Genomic DNA, 22,133 nt, shown 5'->3' with positions numbered 1-22,133 from the left:
ACCAAGGGAGAACCAGATGAAACATGCCCGGACTGCACGCCTCGGAGCGCAGATTGCCGCCTTGTCGGCGGCGCTGCTGTTTTCGGCCAGCGCAATGGCGCAGCAGAATTTCGTTACCATCGGGACCGGTGGCGTCACCGGCGTCTATTATGCCGCCGGCGGCGCTATCTGCCGGCTGCTCAACAAGGATCGCAAGACACACGGCATCCGCTGCTCGGTCGAATCGACCGGCGGATCGGCATTCAATGTGAACACGATCAAGGAAGGCGAACTCGACTTCGGCATGGCCCAGTCCGACGTCCAGTACAACGCCTACAAGGGGCTGGAATCGTTCAAGGACGGTGGCGCCCATACCGACCTGCGCGCGGTCTTCTCGATCCATCCGGAGCCGTTCACGGTGCTGGCGCATCCCAATGCCGGCGTGACGAAGTTCGAGGATTTCAAGGGCAAGCGTTTCAACGTCGGCAATCCCGGTTCCGGGACGCGCGCTTCCATGGAGCGTCTGCTCGGTGCGATGGGCTGGACGTTGGCCGACTTTTCGCTCGCATCGGAGCTGAAGGCCGACGAGCACGGGCCGGCGCTCTGCGACGGCAAGATCGACGGGTTCTTCTACGGCGTCGGCCATCCTTCAGCCAACATCCAGGATCCGACGACAACCTGCGGCGCCAAGCTGGTGCCGCTGACTGGAGAAGTCGTGGACAAGCTGGTCGCAGAAAATCCCTACTACGCCAAGGCGGTGATCCCGGGCGGGCTCTACGCCAACAATCCCAACGATACCGAGACTTTCGGCGTGCTCGCCACGCTGGTCACTTCGGCCAAGGTTCCCGATGAGAGCGTCTACCAGCTGACCAGGGCGGTGTTCGAGAACTTCGACGAGTTCAAGTCGCTGCATCCGGCCTTCGCCAATCTCGATCCCGCCAAGATGGTTGCGGAAGGAAATTCGGCGCCGCTGCATCCGGGCGCTGAAAAATACTTCAAGGAGAAGGGCTGGTTGAAGTAGGCTTCGTGACCTGACGACGGTCCGGCGGGTCCATCTGATCCGCCGGGGCCATCCGCAACAGGAGACGACGTCATGAGCGAAGTGAAGGCACAACCGGCCGGCGTCGATCTCGAAGAGCTCGAACAACTTGTCGCGGAGGCCGACACGGGTGGCCGGCATCCGGCTGGCACGGTCGGGCGAGTCCTGCTGTGGGTTGCAGTCGCGTGGTCGCTTTTCCAGCTCTGGTACGCTTCGCCTTTGCCGTTCGTGTTCGGTTTCGGCATCCTCAATGACACGGAAGCGCGCGCCATCCATCTTGGCTTTGCGCTGTTCTTGACCTTCCTCGCCTATCCGGCGCTAAGATCCTCGCCCCGCGATCGCGTGCCGCTGCTCGACTGGGTGCTGGCCGTGGCCGGCGGATTTGCCGGCGCCTACCTCTTTCTCTTTTACGTCGTGCTTTCCGGACGGCCGGGCCAGCCGACCACGCTCGATCTGGTGACCGGCACCGTTGGCATCCTGTTGCTGCTCGAGGCGACGCGCCGTGCGCTCGGCCTGCCGATGGTGGTCGTGGCCTGTACCTTCATCTTCTACACCTTTGCCGGCCAGTATATGCCGGACGTGATTCAGCATCGCGGCGCGTCGCTGACCAAGTTTCTCAACCATCAATGGCTGACAACCGAAGGCGTCTTCGGCATTGCCCTTGGCGTGTCCACGAGCTTCGTCTTTCTGTTCGTCCTGTTCGGCACGCTTCTGGAAAAGGCAGGCGCCGGCAACTGGATGATGCAGATCTCCATTGCGCTGCTCGGCCATCTGCGCGGCGGCCCGGCGAAAGTCGCCGTGGTCTCGTCGGCCCTCAACGGCGTTGTGTCCGGCTCGTCCGTCTCCAACGTGGTTTCAGGCGGCATCTTCACCATCCCGCTGATGAAGCGCACCGGCCTTTCCGGCGTCAAAGCGGGCGCCATCGAGGCTTCAGCTTCGATCAACGGCCAGATCATGCCGCCGGTGATGGGCGCGGCCGCCTTCCTGATGGTCGAATATGTCGGCATTCCCTATGCGGAGATCGTCAAGCACGCGCTGCTGCCGGCGGTCTTCTCCTATATCGCGCTGCTCTACATGGTTCATCTCGAAGCGATTAAGACGGGCCTGAAGACGATCCCGCAGCGTCCGACGCCGGCAAGAGAACGGATGCTGCGGATGGGACTGGGACTGTCGGGCAGCGTTCTCGCCGTCTGTATCGTCTATTACGGCATCGTTGCTATCCAGGCTGTCTTCGGAGGGGCCGCGCCGCCGCTGCTCGCGCTCGCCGGCGTCGCTCTCTACCTCGCCTCGGTCTGGTATTCCTCGCGCTATCCGGACCTCGCGCTCGACGATCCGAACGCGCCAATCCTCGAACTGCCGCGCGCCTGGGACGTTACGCGCACCGGGCTCGATTTCCTCATCCCGATCGCGGTGCTTCTGTGGTGCCTGATGGTCGAGCAGATGTCGCCCGGCCTTTCGGCGTTCTGGGCGACCGTTTCAATCCTCGGTATCGTCGCCACCCGCAAGCCGCTGATGGCGCTGTTCCGTCAAGAAAATCTCGCCGCCTCGGTGCGGGCTGCCCGGGACGATCTGATCGACGGACTGGCGCTCGGCGCCCGCAACATGATCGGCATCGGTATCGCCACGGCCACCGCCGGCATCGTCGTCGGCACGATCACGCTGACCGGTCTCGGCCTGATGATGACGGAACTCGTCGAGTTCATCTCCGGCGGCAATGTCATCCTGATGCTGATCCTGATCGCCGCGATCAGCCTTGTGCTCGGCATGGGCATCCCGACCACCGCAAACTACATTCTGGTCGCCACGCTGATGGCCCCGGTCGTGGTCGACCTCGGCGCCCAGGCCGGACTGCCAATCCCGCTGATCGCGGTCCACCTGTTCGTCTTCTACTTCGGCATCATGGCCGACATCACCCCGCCCGTCGGGCTGGCCGCCTTCGCGGCGGCGGCGATTTCCAAGGAGGATCCGATCGCCACCGGTTTCCAGGGCGCGCTCTATTCGCTGCGCACTGCGATCCTGCCGTTTGTTTTCATCTTCAATCCGGCGATGCTGCTGATCGGAGTCGACACCTGGCCGCAGACGATCTGGGTGGCGACGGTCTCGTTGATCGCCATCCTGCTGTTTTCAGCCGCGACGATGAATTGGTTCGTGACCAGAAGCCGGCTTTGGGAAAGTGCGGCGCTGCTGCTCATCTGCTTCACGCTGTTTCGGCCGGACTGGTGGCTTAACCAGGTGTCGCCGCCTTACGAGGAACTGCCGGCGAGCGAGTTCCTGTCGGCGGTGGCGCAGACGCCGGCCGATGGCCGCATCAATTTCGTCGTCGAGGGTGTCGACCTCATGGGCGAAGATGTTCGCAAGACCGTCAATGTGCCGCTCGGCGATCCGGGCGAGCCGCTGGAGCGGCTGCGCGGCATCGGCCTTACCATCACGCAAGCGGGCGACGCGCTGATGATCAGCAATGTCGATTTCGGATCCTACGCCAAGCGCATCGGGCTGGATGTCGGGTATGACGTGGTGGCGGTGCTCAGAAAGGCCGACCAGCCCTCGAGCCTCATTCCGATCGGCCTGGCGCTCGCTGCGACGGCCGGCGTCGCCGGGCTGCAGTTTGCGCGGGCGCGCAAGCAGTCCGACAGGAAGGAAACCGGGCCGGCGCGCTGAGGCTGGAGCGGTTGACAACAGATGGTGGGGAGGCGCCGGGAAAAAAGCGCCTCAGTCGGCGGTCAGCACCACCTTGACGCTCTGCGAGCGGTCGGCGGCCAAGGCAAACGCATCGCGGGCCGAGGCGAGGGGGCGTTCGGCGGTCACCAGCTTCAGGACATCGATATCCCCGCTGACGATGAGGTCGACCGCCTCGTTGAATTCTGCGCCGAAACGAAACGTGCCGTTTAGATTGATTTCCTTGGCCATCACCGCATTGGCGGCCACCGGGATCTGACCACCCGGCAGATTGCCGACCTGAACGACCGTGCCGCCGCGCCGGACGCTGGCGATCGCCGCTGCGAGACCCGCGGCGGTGCCTGAAATCTCGAACGCGACATCGATCGCCTTGTCGGCCGCGAGCGCCTTGAGTTCGTCGTCGCCGCCGGACAGGTCGATCGTCCTGTTTGCTCCAAGTTTGCTGGCGAAGGCGAGCGGCGCCTTGGCTATGTCGGCGACGGTGAGCTCGCCACAACCCTTGAGCCTGGCGGCGAGCATGGTCAGGAGCCCGATGGGGCCGGCACCGATCAGGATGACGTTGCGGCCGGCGATGTCGCCGGCGCGCGCCACAGCATGCAGGCTGACAGCGAGCGGTTCGGCGAGTGCCGCCGCCTGGTAGGCGACAGCATGCGGAACGTTGACACATTGCGCCGGCGTGGCGTCGAACAGGCTGGCAAAACCGCCTTGCATGTGCGGCGTTTTCGACGCCGAGCCCATGAAATAGATGTTTTCACAGAGATTGGCGCGGCCCTCTGCGCATCGGGGGCATTGTCCGCACCAGCGCGACGGGTTGACCGCCACGCGATCACCGACGGCGAGTCCGGGCGCGTCCGCGTTGATTTCGACGATCTCGCCGGCGACCTCGTGGCCGAGCACGAGCGGCGATGTGACGACAAAATCGCCGGTCCGCGCGTGGCGGAAATAGTGCAGGTCGGAACCGCAGATGCCGCCGGCGCCGAAGCGCACGCGCACCATTCCGGGCGCGAGGGGGCCGAGCGGATGCTCGACGACGCGCAGATCCTCGGGGCCAAACAGCGTCGCTGCGATTGCACTGTCGATCAACGGATCAGCCCCATTTGCGTCGGCAGCCACAGCGTGATGGCGGGGACGAAGGTGATCAGGATCAGCGCGACGATCAGCGGCACGAGCCAGGGCAGAATTGCCATGGTCGTACGCTCGACCGACAGTTTTGCGACCCGCGAGAGGACGAACAGCACCATGCCGAGCGGCGGATGGAGCAGACCGATCATCAGGTTGAGCGTCATGATCAGACCGAAATGCACCGGATCGATGCCGTAGAGAACCACGATCGGCAGGAGGATCGGCACAAGGATCGTGATGGCGGCGATCGTGTCGAGAAAACAGCCGACGACCAGCATCAGGATGTTGACCAGGATCAGGAACACCCATTTGTTTTCGGTCAGCGATGTGATGAAGACCGAGAACAGCTGCGCCGCCTGGCTGACCGTGAGCAACCAGGCGAAGATCGATGCCGCGGTGACGATGAAGAGGACCGACGCGGTCGTCTCGATCGTGTCGAAACTGGCCTTGGCGAGGGCTGCGAGTGTCATCGTCCGATAGCGCACGAGCCCGAGAAACAACGACCAGATGACGGCGGCCATGGCCGCTTCGGTCGGGGTGAACCAGCCCATGGTCATGCCGCCGATCAGGATGATCGGTGTCATCAGCGCCATGACGGCGGAAAAGTCGAAATACCAGTCGCAGGCGATCAGGATGACGAGCACGATGCCAACAGCAATGTTGAGCGACAGTCCCATCTGGACAAGGACATAAACCGCCAGCGGAAAGCAGCACACGACGGCGACCTCGATCGAGGCGGCGGCGAGCCGGTTCAATTTGAACGGCGTGTCCGAACCCCAGCCCCGGCGGTGGGCGAAGATCGCGACCGTCACCATCATCAGCGCTGTCATGACGACGCCGGGCAGGATGCCGGCCATGAACAGCGCCCCGATCGAGACGTTGGCCATCATGCCGTAGATGACGAAGGGCAGCGACGGCGGGAAGATCGGGCCGAGCGTCGAGGAGGCGGCGGTGACGCCGACCGCCGCCTCCACGGGATAGCCGTGGTCCTTCATCGCCTTGATCTCGATGGTGCCGATGCCGGCGGCATCGGCAAGGGCTGCGCCCGACATGCCGGCGAAGACCACCGATCCGATGATGTTCACCTGCGCGAGGCCGCCCTTCATCCAGCCGACAAGCGCCAGCGCGAAGGAATAGATCCGCCCGGTGACACCGGCGATGTTCATGAGATTGCCGGCGAATATGAAGAACGGCACGGCAAGCAGCGGAAAGCTCTCGACACCGGCGATCATGCGCTGCGCGGCGATGATGTCGGGCGCCACGCCATAGAAGACGAGATAGAGCAGCGACGACACCGCCATCGACGCAGCGACAGGCACGCCGACCAGCATCAGGACGAGAAAGGCTCCGATCAGAAGCAGCATGGCCTATTCCCCCAATCCGTCGAACGCGGCGGGGCGCTCCAGCGCCGAGTAGCCACGGCGAATGTTGCCGATGAAGACCTGGATGGCGCGCAGCATCATCAGCACGAAACCGGCGAAGACGGCGTAGAAGACGACGTTGCGCGGCAGGTTGATGGTGACCATCCGCTCGCGGTGGACGATCCCGACATAGCGCCAGAGGAGCCAGGACATGTAGGCGAAGAAGCAAATGGTAATCACATTGACCGCGAGCGCCAGGTAGCGCCCCGCCCCAGCGGGGAGATAGTGATAGAGCACGTCGACATGGATGTGGCGCGTGGTGCGCGTGCACATCACCGAGCCCAGGAAGACCACGACGACGAGGCAGTTGATGGCGATCTCCTCGGTCCAGGCAAAACTGTTGTTCATGACGTAGCGCGTGAAGAACTGCAGGAACACGCAGAACGACATGCCCCAGAACACGGCGAGCGTGACCCAGTCCTCCACCGCGTATCGCGACAGATCGATGGGCGGCGCTTCTTCCTCGAAGGCATGCGCCAGTTCTTCTGGGGTAACCTGGGTGTGGACCTCTTGGGTCATCGGCAAGCTCCGGGCACTGTTGGACAGCGGGCTCGACAGACCCGACGCGCTTGTCGCGCCGGGCCCGGATCGATGCGGGTTACTTGACGGCGCGGATCGCCTCCCAATCCTCCTTGCGGTAGCCGAACTCGTCGAACGTCACCTTCTCCATCACGTTCTTTTCGAAATCGGCGCGATCGACTTCGGTGACGGTGAGACCGCGCTCCTTGAAGGTTTCAACCAGGGCCTTCTCGCGATCGACGATGATCTTTGTCGCTCGCGCGGCGGCTTCCTGCATCACCTCGGTGAAGATCGCCTTGTCCTCGTCCGACAATTGCGACCAGCGCGATTGCGACACGATCGTGTTGAGATGATCGACGATGTGCCCGGTCAGGATAATGTGCTTTTGCACTTCGTAGAACTTCTTGGCGTCGATCGTCGTCAGTGGATTTTCCTGCGCTTCCACCGTGCCCTGCTGCAAGGCGAGATAGACCTCGGCGAAGGCGATCGGCGCGGTGTTGGCGCCGCAGGCGCGCGGCATGGCGAGATAGGCCGGCACATCAGGCACGCGGATCTTCAGGCCCTGCATGTCGGCGCATTTCTCGATGGGCCGGTTGGAGGTCGTGTGACGCGTGCCGTAGTAGGTGGTCGCGGTGATGTGATGGCCGGAGGCCTCTTCGAAGCCGGCGGTCAACTCCTTGTATTTGTCGCTCTTGGTGTAAGCGAGCAGGTGATCGGCGTCGCGGAAAGTGAACGGGAAGTAGGTCACGCCGATCGGCGGGTATTCGCGGGCGGCGAAGCTCGATCCGGAGATGATGATGTCGACCGTGCCGAGGGTCAGCCCCTGGTTGATGTCGGCTTCCTTGCCGAGTTGCGAAGCCGGGAAGACGTCGATCGTATAGCGGCCGTCGGTTCGCTTCTTGATCTCTTCTGCCGCCCACACCGACTCGGTGTGGAAGGGTTCGGACGTTTCGTAGACATGGGCCCATTTCAGCGCGGTTTGCGCAGAGGCCGAAGCCATGGGCAGAGCGATTGCGGCGATCGTGCCGAGCAGAACGGCGTATTTCCTCAACATCATATTCCTCCCTGTGAATGGATTGACGGTGCCGACAGGATGCTCCCGGTCGGCTGACTCCTATCCCGCGGCCTCCTTGGCCGCGGATTTCTCACCGAAATTGCGTGAGAATCTCAGTTGCGACTGACGCAGATGTTCTTGCATGGCGGCTTTGGCCCGTTCAGGGTCGCGCGCCGCGATCGCGTCGCGCACCGCGCGATGCTCCTCCGCGGCGGCCCGCCAGGACTCCCTGTTCTCGAAATAGCTCGACAGGCGTTCGAAATATGGGTTCATGCGCTGATCGAAGAGCTCGCCGATGCAGCGCACCAGAACGGCGTTTCCGAGAATGCCCGCCACCATCGTATGGAACTCGCGGTCGAGCGCGATCGTCATTTTGGTCGGGCGAGGTATGTCCTCCATGCGGCGCAGCACGTCGTCCATATGTTCGATGTCGATCGGCCGAGCATGGAGGGCGGCTTCGGCGGCGATCGCGCCTTCGATGAACTCGCGTGCCCGCAACAGCTCGAACGGGCCTTCATCCATTTCCGCCGTCAAAATTTCGGCACGCGGCGGTTCGGTGACGTAGATGCCCGAGCCGACGCGAATGCGTATGCGCCCCTCGACCTCGAGCGCGATCAGCGCTTCACGGACGGTCGGGCGGGAGATGCCAAGCTGATCGGCCAGCTCGCGCTCGGTCGGCAGCCGATCGCCGACTGCGAATTCGCCCGCGTCGATCAACTGCCTGAGCTGATCGGCGATCTGTCGGTAAAGTCGACGCGGTTCAACGGCCTGGATCGGCATTGTTACCCAGTTCTACTTCAACGGAATCATCTGGCTGATCCCGGATCGGTAAATTGGTCTGACCTATTGATCGAAGCCTGCCGCGAAAAAGGCTGAGAGTCAAGCAGCAGAGAACGCCGATGGAACCCATTCTCGGTCTCCACCCGCCGCCCTGTCCGGCAATTACGGAGACTTTCGTCCAGAGCGGACCTGCCCGCCGGTCGATGAGCAAGCAGCATCATTTGTCGCCGTCGGTTTTCGACGATGGCCGGCCACGAGAATGATGCTTGAATAGCCGTGTTGAGCGCATTCCGGCACATGCACAGTTCTGATCGTCAATGCCCCTTCCGGAAAACAGTCCCGTAGATACTTTCCATGTCGACCGCATCGAGCATGGGGCTTGGGAACGCCCTGCCGCCCACGAGATAGCTGTGCGTCTTGCCGAGAGCGGCAACAAGAAGCGTGCCGCCAGGCCGCACCAATTCAATGATCCGCCTCATGTATAGTTGCCACTCTTCGAGATCGGCCGTGGCCGAATCTGCGCAGTAGGCGCTCAGAACGGTCGTATAGAGCCGTTGCGCATCCGCCAGCGGCCTATCGTTACGAATATCGACCTCCAGCAGGGTTGTGATCCTGTTGCGCGTAAGGCGTTCACGATCAAGAATATCTTCCCAGGTGGGATCCGCCATGCCCTCGCATTGAAGAGTGTAGCTGACGAAAGGCTTCCAGTCGTGCGCACCTTCGTCTTGTTCGACCCAGCGGGAGATTTCGTCGAGATTGCATCGAAGATAGTCTCCGAGATGAATTTCGGAGACCTGCGTCGTAATCGGGAAGACGTGGTGAAGCGTCGGACCGACACCGAAAACGAGCACCGATTCACCGACTGGTATCCGTTGCGCGGCCTCAGCAAAAAAGGCGATCGTATGTTGCTCGTCGACTTCGACAGCACTGTAATAGTCGGCGAGGTATTCCGCTGGGGACCATGCATTTTCGAACGACGTGTAGGGTACTGCCTTTTGAAGAAGCACGCGGGTCGACCAGCCGAGCCCGTATTCATAAGCCGCCGCACCGGCATTGGCGCCGGCCAGGAAAACCAGTGCCTCTTCTCCGGAAACAGCGTCGCTAGCGAGGGCGAGACCGAAAGCGCCGGAGTAGTAGGGCGTTTCCTTGGCAAGTTCGAAGACGACGTATCCTGCTGCGCTCAGAAACCGGCGAATTCCGACGCGCATGGTTCTGCGTCCTGTGAGATCATAGGCCAACTTGGATAGAATACTGCTGCTGGTTCCTGTCATTTCCAGCAGCCGCCAGTTCGCAGCCAGGCTGGACGAAAGGCCGCACGCCCAAAGTACGCATGAGGCGCCCAGCACGATGGCGGCGGCGTGGATGCCTATGCCAGAAAGCTGGCCGGACGCTACGAGCAACACCCCCGCAGCAGTGGCAACCGTGTCGAGCGCGTAGGTCGAAACCGCATTCGCGACGATCGTCGCCGACCACTTCTTGATCCGCGTGGCCGAGCGGAACGTTTCGGCGAGATCAGCCACCGGCGCCGACGACGCGATTGCGCGCCGTCTCCCATTGCTTGCTGCCGTCCTCGGCCACAGCTATCGCATTCTTTGCTAATACGTACGGTATGTATCTACACTATGCTTGCCAACGTTCCGCCTGTCAAGCTAAGAGTACGTACCGTACGCACGTATCGAAGGGGCAAGAATGGATATCGTGGAAGTGATCAACGGACGCTCGCCGCTGTCAAAGGCAGATGCGCGCAAACGATACGTCGAAATCGGTGAACTCGTCGTTCTGAAGCAAATCCAGGACGATTCCGCAAAGCTGGACGATCGCGCGATCGCGATCGGACCATTTGCGCGACTTGATGCCAGTGCGGCCGCCGCGCACGATGGCAAGACGCGCGGCGCTGTTACCAATCTGTTTGGCAGTCAGGCCGCCTATCAGACGGAGACGATGGCGTTGGCGCTCAGTGCGATCGCCTGGATCGAGCAGATCGAGTATCCATCGCCGGATGACTTCGACACTGCTGACGAATGGGTTGACGCGTTCTTTTCCGGCCAGTCGGACCGCGGTCCGCAGCACGGCGCGGAGCCAACCGTAAACTATGCTTTCTTGTGGGCGCTATGGCTGAGCACCGTACCATATGGGCTATGGAGCGAGGAGATATCCCGAACGGGTCTTGCAGAATACCGCCAATGGGTAGCTCAACTCAAGGACGTCTTCGCTGACGCCCTCGATCATTTTGACTCGGCGATGGGGGAGGGGATGACGGTTCTGGACCTGGCGAGCGCGACCGCAAGTCTGATCGAGGGTATATGGCTCAACCAGTGTTTGACCCTGAACCACCCGAGCGACCCGTCGGAACCTGTCTCTGCGGCGCTGCGGCGCGCTGGGCGGATGCTGTGGCGCGGCGCGACCAGGCCACGCGCCGATTGAAAATCGAGCCGCTCAAATGAGCCTATCCCTGCCGCAGCCGAGCAGTGCTTCTTCAGAATACGAGCTCTCGGCCAGAAGACAGGGCTCATCACCAGTTGGTGCGGCGGTGCTCGGCTTCATGCGAAGCCTCGCGCTGCTTGGTCCGCTTACCGTACCGCAGATCGCCCAGATGCGGCCCACCGGCCGTCAGCGCATGCAGCGGCTGGCGGATCAGCTTGCGGCCGAGGGGCTCGTGGAATTCATCGAGAATCCGAGGCACCGGCGCTCCAAGCTCGTCCGGCTGACGCGCAAAGGCGACGCGGGCTACCGCGAGATGAATACCCGGCTCCTGGCGATCGCCCCGACCATGGGCGTCGCTCTCAGCGAAGCCGATATCCGCGAGACCGCCAACATCGTGCGGCAGCTGAGCAATGATGTGAAAGCGCGATCGGAGCGGCTGTCGTAATGTGCCACTCGTGGCGGCCGATCATGCTGCGGCGATTTCGGCACCGTGGCATATGTCATAGACTGAGAAGGGGCCGCCAGGGCAGCCGCGTCACCGAGCCAGTGGATAGGTCTGCGGCGACTTCCGATATGCCTCTTCACAACGCGGCGAACAAAACCATGGCCCTTCTGGGGCGGCCCGTCGATAGGATGCATAAGGAGCATGCATCTTGCACACTGGATCGATCCAGGCCGGGTCAGGCGACGGAGCAAGTTCGATCTCGTAAAGAGGGATTTCATCAGCTACCGACCGCAGCGCCACCTCTCCGAGATCCCGCACTAAGATGCCTTTGGCGGCAGCGGCGTCGGCAATGGGTTGAGTCGCAAGCAATTGACCGGGGGACGCAAGCGCAGCAATACGTGCCGCTATGTTGACGGTCGATCCAAACAGATCACCTGCCCTGCGGATGACCGGTCCATGATTCAGCGCCGACCGGGTGAGCGGAAGGCGCGGTTCTTCCCGGCATGCCTGCAACAGCGTTCCAAGCGCCTGGATCGCTAACTCCGGCTCCGGAAACGAGAGCATCGCTTCATCCCCGATCCACTTGATCGGAGGCTCGTAGCCAGCAAGCGCCTCGCGGACCATGCTCTCGAAAATCTCGAGCACATCGATTGCCGCTGCATATCCATAAACGTCCGCGATGGCGCTAAAGCCCGCAAGATCGATGAATGCCACCGTAGCCGAAGCGCCGACGGAACTCTGCGTCTGGCTCATATCCCTGTCCATGCGAAGTTATTTAACGCCTGTAACACGGTTTCGCGAATCTCGGACGCGATCGTCAGAGCTCCAGGGCGTCGGTACGACACACCGCAGACCTCCCTTCGAGTGAAATTGGAGAAGGCGTTAGCCGCCTGTTTCCTCGGGAACACTTTGGTCTCGCAAAGTGTTTTGCCCCGTGGCAAAGGCGAAAGGGAGCGTGAACATGCGCGCAGTCATCATTGGAGCAGGCATCGCCGGACTTGCAGTTGCCAAGGGCCTGCGCCTCCTCGGATGGGAGACCGAGATTTACGAGCAGGCGAGCGAACTGAAACCTCTGGGTGCGGGTCTCAGTCTCAGCGCCAATGCGCTTCGTGCCCTTCGTACGCTCGGGCTCTACGAAGCGGTTGTGGCCGAGGCGCAGCCAATACACAGGCTCGATCTTCTCGACGACAAGGGACAAGTTCTCCAATCCACGGATTTTCAGCGCTTCAGTCAGAAATATGGTCACCTCAGCATGGCCGTGCTGCATCGTGGCGATCTCCACAAGGCCCTTCTTTCGGAACTACCACGTTCTATCATCCGCACCGAAATGGAATGCGTGGATGCTCGGCAGGTTGGCGACAACATCGCCCTGCGCTTTGCGAATGGGGAGATCGTGGAAAGCGAGCTGGTGCTCGCTTGCGATGGCATTCACTCCGCGGTTCGTAGAGCGTTGTTTCCCCAATCGCGCGAGCATTTCGCTCGCTACGCTTGCTGGCGCGCGATCGCGCCCGGTTTCCTGCAAGGAATGGACCCGGCGCGTCTTACCGAAAGCTGGGGGGCCGGAAAACGCATCGGTCTGGCCGCGATCCCCGGCGAAAGGGTCTACTGGTTTGCCTGCTGTGGCGCAGACCAACGGGACGACCCCAGGCTGGCTCGGGCCGATCTTGCAGAAGTGCAGGCGATGTTTTCCGGATTTCACGAGCCAGTCCCGGAGGTCCTTGATCGGACCGCGGAGGACTCGCTGATCTGGACGGACATTCTTGATCTCGATCCAATGCCCTCGTTCACGCGCGGAAGAGCGGTTTTGCTTGGCGACGCCGCGCATGCGGTGACGCCCGATCTGGGACAAGGCGCCGGACTTGCCATGGAAGACGCGGCCGTTCTTGCTGCGTTGTTCGGGCGACTTCCGGCCGACCGGGCCATCCGCGAGTATGACAAGCGCCGTCTCGACAGGGCACATAGGGTCGCGGCTGAATCGCGCCTCTATGCGAAAGTGGCGCAGTGGCAGAACCCGCTTGTCGTCCCGCTACGCAACTTGCTGGTAAAGAGCATACCGGAGCGTTTGATGGACCGGCAGCTCGAGGCGGTTCTCGATATAGATTTCGAGCCTGTCAGGGCCGCCGCCTAGCGCCGGCGATTAAGCGCACACCAATCGTCCAATTTTTCTTGTCGGCGGCATAGTGGCCAAGGCCCTGGCGGCAGGTGAAGGGGCGCCCATCTCATCCTGCGGCAGCCCACAGGGGGACACGCTGGCCATATCGCGGCGGAAGTAAGCGATCATTTTGCAGAAAGCCACTTGACCTTCCAGTAACTGGAAACCGTAGGTGGAAGGGGAGTTGCCCATTTAGGAGTGCCCCATGATCGACCGTCACGATGATGCCACCCACACCGACGCATCGCATGGCTCGTGCTGTTCCTCGCACGCGCCGGCCGCTGCCTCAATCGTCGTCACTCGCGATCCAGTGTGCGGCATGACAGTCGATCCAGCGGCGGGAAAGCCGTCAGCGACCTTGGGCGGCCACAGCTATCATTTCTGTTCGGAAGGCTGCCGGACCAAGTTCCAGAAGGAGCCAGAAGCCTTTCTGAATGCGACCGATCCGGTTTGCGGGATGAAAGTCGAGCGCGCCACGGCGAAGCATTTCGTGCGGCATGAGGGCAAGGGTTTTTACTTCTGCTCCGCCGGGTGCAAAGCCAAGTTCGAGGCCGATCCTCAGAAATATCTGAGCGGCCAGCCAGCGCCGGAGCCGATGCCGAAGGGCACGCAATATACTTGCCCGATGCATCCCGAGATTGTCCGCGACAAGCCCGGCGCCTGCCCGATCTGCGGCATGGCGCTGGAGCCGATGGGCGTGCCGACCGGCGACGAAGGTCCCAATCCGGAACTCGTCGACTTCACCCGCCGCTTTTGGGTAAGTGCCGTCCTGTCGATCCCGCTGCTTCTGATCACCATGGGACCGATGCTCGGCCTGCCGTTCCGCGACTGGCTGGGCGAGCGGCCGGCAGTCTGGATCGAGTTGGCGCTGGCGACGCCGGTGGTGCTCTGGGCGGCGATCCCCTTCTTCCATCGCGGCTGGGAGTCGATCGTCAACCGCAGTCCGAACATGTGGACGCTGATCTCGATCGGCGTCGGCACCGCCTATGTCTACAGCGTCGTGGCGACGTTGTTCCCGGATATCTTCCCGCACCAGTTTCGCGGCCACGGTGGCACGGTTCCAGTCTATTTCGAGGCAGCCGCAGTAATCGTCGCGCTGGTCTTTCTCGGCCAGGTGCTGGAACTGAAGGCAAGGGAGCGCACTGGCTCCGCCATCCGCGCACTGCTCGACCTGGCGCCGAAGACGGCACGGCGGATCGGGGCGGACGGTTCTGAGACGGATGTGCCGCTCGAGGAAGTGCAGGCCGGCGAGCGGCTCCGCGTGCGGCCCGGCGACAGTGTGCCGGTCGACGGCACGGTGCTCGAAGGCCGCTCCTCGGTCGACGAATCGATGCTGAGCGGCGAACCTGTCCCCGTCGAGAAGACGCAAGGCGACTTTGTGACCGGCGGCACGCTCAACAAGAACGGAACGCTGGTCATGCGCGCCGAAAAGGTCGGCGCCGATACGATGCTGTCGCGCATCGTCGAAATGGTTGCCAAGGCGCAGCGCAGCAGAGCGCCCATCCAGGGACTTGCCGACCGCGTCTCCTATTACTTCGTGCCTACTGTCGTTCTGGTCGCCATCGTCGCCTTCATCGTCTGGGCCATCTATGGGCCTCAGCCGAGCATGGTCTTCGCCATCGTTTCGGCCGTCTCGGTGCTGATCATCGCCTGTCCCTGCGCGCTTGGGTTGGCGACGCCAATGTCGATTATGACCGCCACGGGACGCGGCGCGCAGGCTGGCGTGCTGATCAAGGAGGCCGAAGCGCTGGAGCGCTTCTCCAAAGTCGACACGCTGATCGTCGACAAGACCGGCACGCTGACCGAGGGCAAGCCCAAGTTGACCGACGTCGTCGGGTTCGATGGCTTTGACGAGGCCGAACTTCTCGGCCTTGCCGCCAGCCTCGAGAAGGGTTCGGAGCACCCGCTTGCCGAGGCGATCGTCGATGGTGCGCGGGAGCGCGGCGCGACCGTCGAAGACGCAGCGGATTTCGAGGCCGTCACGGGCAAGGGCGTCACGGGAACGGTCAAGGGCCGCGCCGTTTCGCTCGGCAATCAGGCGCTGATGGACGATCTGGGCATCGGCCTGGAGGTGGCGAAGGAGCGTGCCGACGCGCTGCGTTCCGACGGCAAGACGGTGATGTTCGTCGCGGCCGACGGCAGGCTTGCCGGTTTCGTCGCCGTGGCCGATCCGATCAAGGCGACGACGGTGGAAGCGATCCGCGCGCTGCATGACAGCGGGCTCAGGATCATCATCGCGACAGGCGACAATGAGCGCACCGCGAAGGCGGTGGCGGCGAAGCTTGGCATCGACGAGGTGCGGGCCGACATGCTGCCCGAAAGCAAGAAGACGCTGATCGACGAGTTGCATGCCAAGGGCGCGGGCGTCGCGATGGCCGGCGACGGCGTCAACGACGCTCCAGCCTTGGCGGCGGCCGATGTCGGCATCGCCATGGGGACTGGCGCCGACGTGGCGGTGGAGAGCGCCGGCATCACGCTGGTCAAGGGCGATCTCAACGGCATCGTTCGCGCGCGCGCCTTGGCTCAGGCGACGATCCGCAACATCAAGCAGAACCTGTTTTTCGCCTTCGTCTACAACGCGCTCGGCGTGCCGGTAGCGGCGGGTATTCTCTACCCGGTTTTCGGCACGCTGCTGTCGCCGATGATCGCGGCAGCGGCAATGAGCCTTTCGTCCGTTTCCGTGATCGGAAACGCGCTGCGACTTCGTTCCTTGAAGCTTTGAGGTCAGACCATGAACATAGGAACTGCTGCAGAACAGTCCGGCCTGCCGCCAAAGACCATCCGATACTACGAAGACATCGGTCTTCTCAGGCCTGATCGCGCCGACAACGGGTACAGGGACTATTCGATGGCCGACGTGCATCGCCTGCGCTTCCTGCAGCGATCACGCAGCCTGGGCTTCTCGGTCGAGGAATGCCGCCAGCTCCTTTCGCTCTACGGCGACAAGGAGCGCGAAAGCGCGGATGTGAAGGCCATAGCGGAAGCCAAGCTCGCCGAAATCGACCGGAAACTTGCGGAACTCGCCGGGCTGCGGGACATGCTTCGGCATCTGGCCGACCATTGCAACGGCGATGACCGACCTGATTGCCCGATCATCGACGGGCTTGCTGGACGCGGCACGGTTCAGTGAGGCGCGTCCCCATCATTGCAGCAGTCCTTGTCATCGCCGGGATCGCCGCCGGGACGGCGCTCCCGAAGACAGCCGTCGCCCCAGTCGTCGCCGAGCGCCAAGCGTCGATGAAGGCGATGGCGAGCGCCGCCAAGACCATCTCCGAGATTTTTGCCGGCAAGGTGGCCTACGATGCCGCAGCCTTCAAGGCGGCAACCGAAACCATTCGCCGCCGGTCCGGAAGTGCCATGGTAGACGCATTTCCAGCGGACTCGCTTGGTGAACCCTCGGCCGCTAAGGCGGATATCGGTCAGTCCCAAGAAGAATTCGCCGCGGTCGCTCGTCATCTCGAAAGCCTGGCTGCGGCGCTGTCAGATGCGGCTGACGATGCGCCCGAAGGCATTACGGAAGCCATGAGGATGAAACCCGGAATGGCAATGGGCAGCAGCCTGCTCGGAAAACGGGCTGGCGGCGCGGCCGATTCCGATCCTTCGAAGATCCCAGCCGAACACGTATTCCATCTGATGCTGCAGAACTGCACGAACTGCCACGCCAAGTTCAGGGAGAAACGGCAGTAGGCAAGGCATCGACTTCACCCGATGCCGGACTAGGTGACATTGACGACAATCGACAGGAATCCTGCAATGTTCGTACAGCCCGTCGACTACTTCCTCGCAGTCTGGTTCGTTCTGGCGGGCCTGAGCACGGCCTATGTTGCGTGGGACCAGTTCCGCAACAACCCCGAACCCGTGGTGATGAAATGGGGTTTCATCCTGGTCACGCTTTATATGGGGCCGCTGGGGCTGCTGATCTACGTGCTGGCCGACAAGGAGCCTCGGCCAGGCGAACATGAGGCGTTCACCAAACCGCTCTGGAAGCAAGGCGTCGGCTCGACGATCCACTGCGTCGCCGGAGACGCCACCGGCATCATCCTTGCTGCGGCAATCACCGCCGCTCTCGGGCTGCCGATGTGGATCGATCTTGTTGTCGAGTACGTTGCCGGTTTCGCATTCGGCCTGTTCATCTTCCAGTCGCTGTTCATGAAATCGATGATGGGCGGCACCTACTGGGAGAATGTCCGCAAGAGCTTCATGCCGGAATTCATCAGCATGAATTTCATGATGGCGGGCATGGCGCCAATCATGAGCTTCCTGATGATGGGCAGCGACATGCGGGCCATGGAACCGACCGAGCTCCTGTTCTGGGGCGTGATGTCGTTCGGCGTGATCGTTGGATTCGTCACCGCATATCCCGCCAACGTATGGATGGTGGCCCGTGGACTGAAGCACGGGCTGATGACCGAACGCGAACCGGAGTTCGACAAGGCAAGGGAAGGCAGGCGCGAGCACGCACATAGCGGCGCGAAAGCCGGGATGGTGGGGCACCACGCTTACGCCCGCCTCGATGAACATGCCAAGCCCAGACATGCCAACCCAGGCGGCAATCCCGGGCCTGGCCATCGTGGATCCGGCCATGGCTCCTCCCACGGCGATGGGGGAGGAGGGTCGCGTGGTTCGCATGGCGGTCACGACGGTATGGAACCGGATGCAACTGTGCCGCAACTCGCGGCCTTCGGCGGCGTGTCCGTACTCGCGCTGGCGCTCGGCATGATCGCTCCGGCCAATTGGGTGAACCTCGCCCTCAGCGCGCGAGACGTAGGCGGCGCCATTATGCCGCCCGGCATGATCATGGACCGCGACACGCCGGCTGCAGCGATGCTGGACATGGCCGCCGTGCATCCTCGCCTGATCACGGCCAGCCATGGCTTGGAAGTTCGCGGCGACCGGGAACTGGAAGCCAGGATGGAGAACGGGGTAAAGGTGTTCGACCTGGAAACCTCGGTCATCCGCTGGGCGATCCTGGCGGACGTGAAAGTCGACGCCTATGCGATCAACGGGCAGGTTCCCGGCCCGCGGCTGCATATCCGGCAAGGCGACCGGGTGCGCATCAATGTGACGAATCGCCTGCCGGAGAGTACGACCATCCATTGGCACGGGTTGATCCTGCCGAACGAAATGGACGGCCCGGCCGAGATCACGCAGGAGCCGATCCCGCCCGGCGGCAGCTACCGATACGAATTTACGGCAGGCCAATCGGGAACCTACTTCTATCACTCGCATGACCATGTCGATCGCCAGCAGGCGCTCGGACTCTACGGCGCACTCATCATCGATCCCGCCAATCCCCAGGACGAGATTGCGGCAGACCACGACTATGTTATCCAGCTTCAGGAATGGCTGATGCGGGAGGGCCTGACTTTTCCGTCGATGCCGATGGACGGCGGGCAGCCGAATTATTTCACCATCAACGGCCGCGCCTATCCTTCGACGGACACGATCAGGATGAAGGTCGGCGAAACTCTGAAAGTGCGCTTCATCGGCACCAATAATGGGTTTATCCACCCGATGCACATCCACGGCGGTCCATTCGAAGTTGTCGCCCGCGACGGCGAGACCATCCCGGAGTCGGCACGATTCCTTGCCGACACAGTCAACGTCGGACCAGGGCAACGCTACGATGTCGTCTGGCAGGCACGTCGGCCCGGAAAATGGCTGATCCATTGCCATATCGGGCATCATACGACCAACAACAACGTCGAAGAGAAGGGCGGTGGCGGACTGATGGTCGTAATCGATGTGCAACCCTGAAGCCCGCTCCGCAAGGCGAAACGTAGATGGATATCCTTGCCATCTACGGCGGCCTGTTTGCTATTGCCTTCGCTGCGGCGACCATCCTCCCGGCGCAGTCGGAGGCCGCCCTTGCCGGGCTCCTCGCCATGGATTCCTTCTCGCCCGCAGTGCTGGTTCTTGTCGCCAGCCTGGGCAACGTCTTGGGTTCTGTGGTGAACTGGGGTCTTGGTCGAGGGATCGAACGCTTCCGGGACAAGCCCTGGTTTCCGCTGCGTCCGGCGAGGCTCAACCGCGCCACAGACTGGTATCGCCGTTATGGAAAATGGTCGCTCTTGTTAAGCTGGATGCCGATCATCGGCGACCCGCTGACCGTTGTCGCCGGGGTTTTGCGCGAGCCGCTATGGAGCTTTGTCGCAATCGTCGCCCTGGCGAAGGTTTCGCGTTATCTGGTTGTCGCCGGAGCAGTGCTGGGCCTGATGTGAACCGAAATGGCAGATATCGCAGCAGGCAGCTACGTTCACTTTTGGTTGCATCGCAACAAACTTTACGCACGCGAACTTGACAAATCACGCGAACAATTGTCCCAAGGGCACGATGACGAATGTTGGTCGAATCTCGATCTTGGGAAACATACCGCTCCGAGCAATGCTGGCGGTCGTATTCCTGGTCATGTCGGCTCTTCAGCCTGGTCTGTTTGCCACAGCCAACGCCACGGGTTTTCACTCCGGAGTGCATGTGCAGGCCGAGACACCCGCGCACGACATGGGCCATCATGGCGCCACGGCGGACGACGCGGACACGTCGGAGCATCATCACGGCGACAAGCAATCCTCGGACAAAACCTGCGAAGTCCATTGTGCACCGGCACATGCGGTGCCGGTCGAATGCCCTGACTTGGAGCATGTTGTCTCCCGCTGCTTTGCGTCGGTCGTTGCCGTGACTTTGCCGCTTGGCGAATACGCAGCGCTGATAAGGCCCCCCAAACACATCTGAACTGACACGCCCTCCTCGGGCGTTCGCGCGCAGCGTCGGGAATCCGTTCCCGCGCGGCCAAACGCATACGTCATGCTTCAGGTCTACAATGAAAATCGCAAGCTCCGCGATGCTCGCATCGCTGTTAGTTGCCGGATGTGCGGCGACCACGCCCCCGGACATCCTTCCCACCTTCAATCCGGCCGATCCGGCAATGGGCGTCCGTGATGCGCACTACCATCCGGTCGTCGTCGACTATCGCCACCGGGAGCCAGTGGATCCGCAGAATTGGCGGCGTCTCAATGAAGAACGCTCCCCTGCGAACCCGGGAGCCGGATCATGAAGCGCCGGCTCCTCACCATGGCTGCGGTGGTAACCATCCCGCTGATCGCTGCCGGATGCACGACAAGCGGGGCCCTTGATGGCATCTCAGCCCCCATGGCTGGTTTCACGACAGTCGCGGCGCGTGCCGAATCCGTGACCGGCAAGAAAACCGTCTGGGTGCAATCCAGCGAGGAAGCGCGGACGGTTTCAGAGCGCGTGAAAAGCCTCGTCCAGAAGAAAACAATCGGTCCAGACACCGCGGTGCAGGTCGCCTTGCTCAACAACAAGGGCCTGCAGGCCGCCTACGCCGAGATCGGCCTGTCGGCGGTCGACATGTGGCAGGAATCGATGCTCGTCAATCCGACGATCTCGGTCGGCATGATCGGCGTCGATCCTGTGCGGACGATTGAGGGAGCGGTGGTCAGCAACATCCTTGCGCTGGCGACCCACAAGCGGCGCGTCGCAGTCGCGGATGCGCGTTTCCGTCAGGCCCAACTCCGCGCCGCCGAAGAAACACTACGACTGGCCGCGGACACGCGGCGGGCCTGGATCAATGCTGTCTCGGCCTGGGAGAGCGTTTCCTATCTGAACAAGGCGCAAGCCGCCGCCGACGCTGCCTCCGAACTCGCTCAAAAACTTGGAGAGACGGGCGCCTTCACAAAGACCGGCCAAGCCCGCGAACACGTCTTCTATGCCGAAATCACCGGTCAGGCGGCGGAGGCGCGGCTCGCCGCCCGCACCGCCAAGGAAGAGCTCACCCGGCTGATGGGTCTATGGGGACCGGACGTCGATTACTCAGTCCCCAACATGCTTCCAGCCTTGCCCAAAGGCGCCAAGGCCAAACGCGCAATCGAGGCGGAGGCGCTAAAAAATCGCGTCGACCTTGAGATCGCGAAACTTGAGCTGGACGCGCTGGCGAAATCCTATGGTCTGACCGAGGCGACGCGCTACGTCAGCGATCTGGAACTGCTTTCAGGCGTGGAGGTGGAACGTGAGGAGGCGGAGGAGGGTGCGACGGAAACGAGTGTCTCACCCACTCTCGAGCTCGAGTTCGTCATTCCGATTTTTGACACCGGCGAGGCACGCATGCGCAAGGCCGAGCTTGGTTACATGCAAGCCGCAAATCGGATGGCCGAAAAGGCGGTCAACATCCGGTCGGAGGCCAGATCCGCCTATGACGCCTATCGTTCGACCTACGACATTGCCCGACACTATCGCAACAATGTTGTACCGCTGCGAACAAAGATCGAGGCGGAGTCGCTCCTCACCTACAACGGCATGATCACCAACACGTTCGAGCTGCTGGCGGACACACGCGCGAAAATCAGCTCGATCATGCTTTCCCTCAATGCCAAGCGCAATTTCTGGCTGGCCGACGTCAACCTCGGAACCGCCATCCACGGCGGCGGCGCAAGCTCGCCCGCGGGCGGCGACGCACCGGCAGCAGCCGAAGCGGGCGCCGAAGGCCACTGAACCTCAAGGAGAAG

The 22,133-nt window shown here is 62.3% G+C and carries 20 protein-coding genes; 13 read left to right on the top strand and 7 right to left on the bottom strand.

All coding sequences use genetic code 11. The features are described from left to right. Nucleotides 1-16 precede the first annotated feature (16 nt). Nucleotides 17-1,000 (top strand): TAXI family TRAP transporter solute-binding subunit, encoded by a 984-nt coding sequence (locus AC0L17_RS17265; RefSeq protein ID WP_473516715.1) that lies wholly within the window; start codon nt 17-19, stop codon nt 998-1,000. 72 nt (nt 1,001-1,072) lie between these two features. Then, on the top strand, nt 1,073-3,676 hold the full coding sequence (locus tag AC0L17_RS17260; protein ID WP_473516714.1) for a TRAP transporter permease: 2,604 nt from the start codon (nt 1,073-1,075) through the stop codon (nt 3,674-3,676). Nucleotides 3,677-3,727: 51 nt separating this feature from the next. On the opposite strand, the gene AC0L17_RS17255 is transcribed toward AC0L17_RS17260, so the two are convergent. From AC0L17_RS17255 to gntF, 6 genes are all read right to left on the bottom strand, one after another. Further along, nucleotides 3,728-4,777, bottom strand: a complete 1,050-nt coding sequence (locus AC0L17_RS17255) for an L-idonate 5-dehydrogenase (RefSeq protein WP_473516713.1) — start codon at nt 4,775-4,777, stop codon at nt 3,728-3,730. Then, nucleotides 4,774-6,180 carry a TRAP transporter large permease gene (locus AC0L17_RS17250; RefSeq protein WP_473516712.1) on the bottom strand — a complete coding sequence of 469 codons (1,407 nt, stop codon included), beginning with the start codon at nt 6,178-6,180 and terminating at the stop codon, nt 4,774-4,776. The genes AC0L17_RS17255 and AC0L17_RS17250 overlap by 4 nt, the downstream gene beginning before the upstream one ends. 3 nt (nt 6,181-6,183) lie before the next feature. After that, complete coding sequence (locus AC0L17_RS17245) at nt 6,184-6,756, bottom strand: TRAP transporter small permease (RefSeq protein ID WP_091593869.1); 573 nt, start codon at nt 6,754-6,756, stop codon at nt 6,184-6,186. 79 nt (nt 6,757-6,835) lie between these two features. Next, the gene (locus AC0L17_RS17240) at nt 6,836-7,810 is read right to left on the bottom strand and encodes a sialic acid TRAP transporter substrate-binding protein SiaP (protein WP_027151856.1); all 975 of its coding nucleotides are present in this window, start codon (nt 7,808-7,810) and stop codon (nt 6,836-6,838) included. Nucleotides 7,811-7,870: 60 nt separating this feature from the next. Further along, nucleotides 7,871-8,590, bottom strand: coding sequence for a FadR/GntR family transcriptional regulator (locus AC0L17_RS17235; RefSeq protein WP_473516711.1), 720 nt, complete (start codon nt 8,588-8,590; stop codon nt 7,871-7,873). A 314-nt stretch (nt 8,591-8,904) separates the two neighbouring features. Further along, nucleotides 8,905-10,110: a guanitoxin biosynthesis pre-guanitoxin forming N-methyltransferase GntF gene (gntF, locus tag AC0L17_RS17230; RefSeq protein ID WP_473516710.1), complete on the bottom strand. Its 1,206-nt coding sequence runs from the start codon at nt 10,108-10,110 to the stop codon at nt 8,905-8,907. Between the two features lie 169 nt (nt 10,111-10,279). On the opposite strand from gntF, the gene AC0L17_RS17225 reads away from it, so the two are divergent. Together AC0L17_RS17225 and AC0L17_RS17220 are read left to right on the top strand one after the other, a co-directional pair. After that, nucleotides 10,280-11,014, top strand: a complete 735-nt coding sequence (locus AC0L17_RS17225) for a hypothetical protein (protein ID WP_473516709.1) — start codon at nt 10,280-10,282, stop codon at nt 11,012-11,014. A 106-nt stretch (nt 11,015-11,120) separates the two neighbouring features. After that, nucleotides 11,121-11,459, top strand: coding sequence for a MarR family winged helix-turn-helix transcriptional regulator (locus AC0L17_RS17220; protein WP_473516708.1), 339 nt, complete (start codon nt 11,121-11,123; stop codon nt 11,457-11,459). A 90-nt stretch (nt 11,460-11,549) separates the two neighbouring features. On the opposite strand, the gene AC0L17_RS17215 is transcribed toward AC0L17_RS17220, so the two are convergent. After that, nucleotides 11,550-12,212 (bottom strand): adenylate/guanylate cyclase domain-containing protein, encoded by a 663-nt coding sequence (locus AC0L17_RS17215; protein ID WP_473516707.1) that lies wholly within the window; start codon nt 12,210-12,212, stop codon nt 11,550-11,552. Between the two features lie 208 nt (nt 12,213-12,420). On the opposite strand from AC0L17_RS17215, the gene AC0L17_RS17210 reads away from it, so the two are divergent. From AC0L17_RS17210 to AC0L17_RS17170, 9 genes are all read left to right on the top strand, one after another. Further along, nucleotides 12,421-13,587: an FAD-dependent monooxygenase gene (locus AC0L17_RS17210; protein ID WP_473516706.1), complete on the top strand. Its 1,167-nt coding sequence runs from the start codon at nt 12,421-12,423 to the stop codon at nt 13,585-13,587. A 229-nt stretch (nt 13,588-13,816) separates the two neighbouring features. Further along, entirely contained in the window at nt 13,817-16,333 is a 2,517-nt protein-coding gene (locus AC0L17_RS17205; RefSeq protein ID WP_473516705.1) for a heavy metal translocating P-type ATPase, read from the top strand. A 9-nt stretch (nt 16,334-16,342) separates the two neighbouring features. Next, nucleotides 16,343-16,741, top strand: coding sequence for a Cu(I)-responsive transcriptional regulator (gene cueR / locus AC0L17_RS17200; RefSeq protein ID WP_236373914.1), 399 nt, complete (start codon nt 16,343-16,345; stop codon nt 16,739-16,741). Further along, nucleotides 16,738-17,298, top strand: a complete 561-nt coding sequence (locus AC0L17_RS17195; RefSeq protein ID WP_473516704.1) for a cytochrome c — start codon at nt 16,738-16,740, stop codon at nt 17,296-17,298. The genes cueR and AC0L17_RS17195 overlap by 4 nt, the downstream gene beginning before the upstream one ends. Nucleotides 17,299-17,364: 66 nt before the next feature. Then, nucleotides 17,365-19,368, top strand: coding sequence for a multicopper oxidase domain-containing protein (locus AC0L17_RS17190; RefSeq protein ID WP_473516703.1), 2,004 nt, complete (start codon nt 17,365-17,367; stop codon nt 19,366-19,368). 26 nt (nt 19,369-19,394) lie between these two features. Then, complete coding sequence (locus tag AC0L17_RS17185; RefSeq protein ID WP_473516702.1) at nt 19,395-19,832, top strand: YqaA family protein; 438 nt, start codon at nt 19,395-19,397, stop codon at nt 19,830-19,832. Nucleotides 19,833-20,085: 253 nt separating this feature from the next. Beyond that, on the top strand, nt 20,086-20,343 hold the full coding sequence (locus AC0L17_RS17180) for a hypothetical protein (RefSeq protein ID WP_473516701.1): 258 nt from the start codon (nt 20,086-20,088) through the stop codon (nt 20,341-20,343). 88 nt (nt 20,344-20,431) lie between these two features. Further along, the gene (locus AC0L17_RS17175) at nt 20,432-20,665 is read left to right on the top strand and encodes a hypothetical protein (RefSeq protein WP_473516700.1); all 234 of its coding nucleotides are present in this window, start codon (nt 20,432-20,434) and stop codon (nt 20,663-20,665) included. Beyond that, nucleotides 20,662-22,119: a TolC family protein gene (locus AC0L17_RS17170; protein ID WP_473516699.1), complete on the top strand. Its 1,458-nt coding sequence runs from the start codon at nt 20,662-20,664 to the stop codon at nt 22,117-22,119. Before AC0L17_RS17175 ends, AC0L17_RS17170 begins: the two co-directional genes overlap by 4 nt. Nucleotides 22,120-22,133: the final 14 nt, after the last annotated feature.

This window comes from Mesorhizobium sp. WSM4829 (assembly GCF_055811475.1).
Note: the sequence above shows the minus strand (reverse complement) of the source record. Positions and strands in the feature narration are given on the sequence as shown.